The 2,093-nt window shown below is 72.7% G+C and carries 2 protein-coding genes and 1 pseudogene; all 3 read left to right on the forward strand.

Annotated features, from left to right (window positions below; translation table 11 throughout):
• The coding region (locus AC27VN_RS39695; RefSeq protein WP_490880244.1) for an FAD-linked oxidase C-terminal domain-containing protein at positions 1 to 640 on the forward strand (640 nt) is incomplete at its 5' end.
• On the forward strand, positions 637 to 1,776 hold the full coding sequence (locus tag AC27VN_RS39700; RefSeq protein WP_490880245.1) for a histidinol-phosphate transaminase: 1,140 nt from the start codon (positions 637 to 639) through the stop codon (positions 1,774 to 1,776). The genes AC27VN_RS39695 and AC27VN_RS39700, both read left to right, overlap by 4 nt.
• Positions 1,773 to 2,093 (forward strand): annotated as a pseudogene (locus tag AC27VN_RS39705) (MFS transporter); the annotation flags it as partial. The gene AC27VN_RS39700 and the pseudogene AC27VN_RS39705, both read left to right, overlap by 4 nt.

Genomic DNA, 2,093 nt, shown 5'->3' on the forward strand with positions numbered 1-2,093 from the left:
CTTCGAGCTGATGTGGCGCGACTTCGTCCAGACCTCGCTGCGCTGGCAGCAGCTGCGCGAGCCCTTCGACGCGGTGCATCCGCTGGTGGCGCTGGTCGACGTGACCGGCGAGGACGAGGCCGCGCTGCGCGAGGCGCTCGAGGCGGCGCTGGCCGGCGCGATGGAGGAGGGCGCGGCGGTCGATGCCGCCATCGCCCAGTCGCAGTCGCAGGCGCGCGCCTTCTGGAAGATTCGCGAGGCCACGGCCGAGCTGCCGGTGCACATGCATCCGCCGATCAACCTCGACGTGAGCCTGCCGATGGCCGCCATCGGCCGCTTCGCCGACGACTGCCGCGCGGCGCTCGATGCGCGCTGGCCCGGGCACCACTCGCTGTTCTTCGGCCACGTGGGCGACAGCAACCTGCACGTGACCACCGACGGCCAGGCCATCGGCGGCGAGGCCGAGGCCTTCGAGCGCATGGTCTACGCGCAGGTCGAGGCCCGCGGCGGCAGCATCTCGGCCGAGCACGGCATCGGCCTGCACAAGAAGCCCTACCTGGGCGCGAGCCGCACTCCCGACGAGCTGGCCGCCATGCGCGCCATCAAGCAGGCGCTCGATCCCCTCCACCTGCTCAACCCCGGCAAGGTATTCGACCTGTGAACACGACCGCCATCCATGCCCTCGCGCGGCCCGAAGTCGCGCCGCTGCCGGCCTACAACGCCGGCCTGTCCTCGGAGGCCGTGCGCGCGCGCTATGGCGTCGACCAGATCGCGCGGCTCGCGAGCAACGAGAACCCCTACGGCGCGAGCCCCGCGGTGGCGCGCGCGCTGGTCGACCTGGCGGCGCGCGCGGGCACCTACCCCGACGCCCACTGCACCGCGCTGCGCGCCGCGATCGCCGAGCGCTGCGGCGCGCAGCCGTCGGAACTGGTGATCGGCAACGGCTCGGAGGACATCCTCCAGATGCTGTGCCAGGCCTTCCTGGGCCCCGGCGACCGCGTGCTCACGCAGCGCCCGGCCTTCGGCCTGCACGAGATCTATCCGCGCATGATGGGCGCGCAGGTCGAGCTGCTCGCGCTCACGCCCGAACTGGGCTTCGACATCGAGGCCTGGTGCGCGGCGCTCGCGCGCGGCCCCAAGCTGGTGATGCTGGCCAATCCCTCGAACCCGGTCGGATGCATGTTCGGCGCGCGGGACTTCGAGCGGCTGCTGGCCGCCGTGCCCGCGGGCACGCTGCTGGTGGTCGATGAGGCGTACTACGAATACGCGCGGCTCGCGAGCGGCTACCCCGACGTGCTCGCGCTGCTGCGCGACGACGCGGTGGCCTTCCCGTGGATCGTGCTGCGCACCTTCTCCAAGGCCTGGGGCCTGGCCGGCCTGCGCGTGGGCTACGGCATCGCCTCCGACGCCGCGCTGGTGCAGCTGCTCGACCGCGTGCGCACGCCCTTCAACGTGAACCTCGCGGCGCAGGCCGCGGCACTCGCGGCCTGGGGTGACGAGGCCTGCATGCAGGCGGCCGTGGAACAGACGGTGCGGCTGCGCGACGCGCTGGCCGCGCAGCTGCGCGCACGCGATTGGTCGGGGCTGCGCATCGCGCCCTCGGCGGCCAACTTCCTGTTCATCGACCTGGGCCGGCCGAACGGGCCGGTCAACGAGGCGCTGCTGGCGCGCGGCATCATCGTCAAGCCGTGGAAGGAGCCGGGTTTCGAGCGCTTCATCCGCGTCTCGATCGGCGCGCCGCACGAGCTCGAGCGCTTCGTCGCGGCGATGGACGCGATCATGTCGAAGGCGCCATGAGGCTCTTTCGCGGCTGGGGCGTCGTCGCGGCCGCCCATGTGCTGCTGGCGCTGGTGTTCGGCGCCGCCTATTCCTTCGGCGCCTTCTTCGCGGGCATCCAGGCCAGCTTCGGCGCCGGGCGCTTCCCGGTCGCCTCGCTGTTCTCGGCCACGGCGCTGCTCTACTACATCGTCGGCGCCTTCTCGGGCGCGCTGGCCGACCGCTTTCCGCTGCGCGCGGTGGTCGGCACCGGCATCGTGCTGCTCGCGGCCGGCTTCGCGCTGGCCAGCCTGGCGCCGTCGCTGGCGGTGCTGTTCGCGCTGTTCGGCCTGTTCGTC

This window comes from Variovorax sp. 20P10.2.4, from assembly GCF_058244205.1.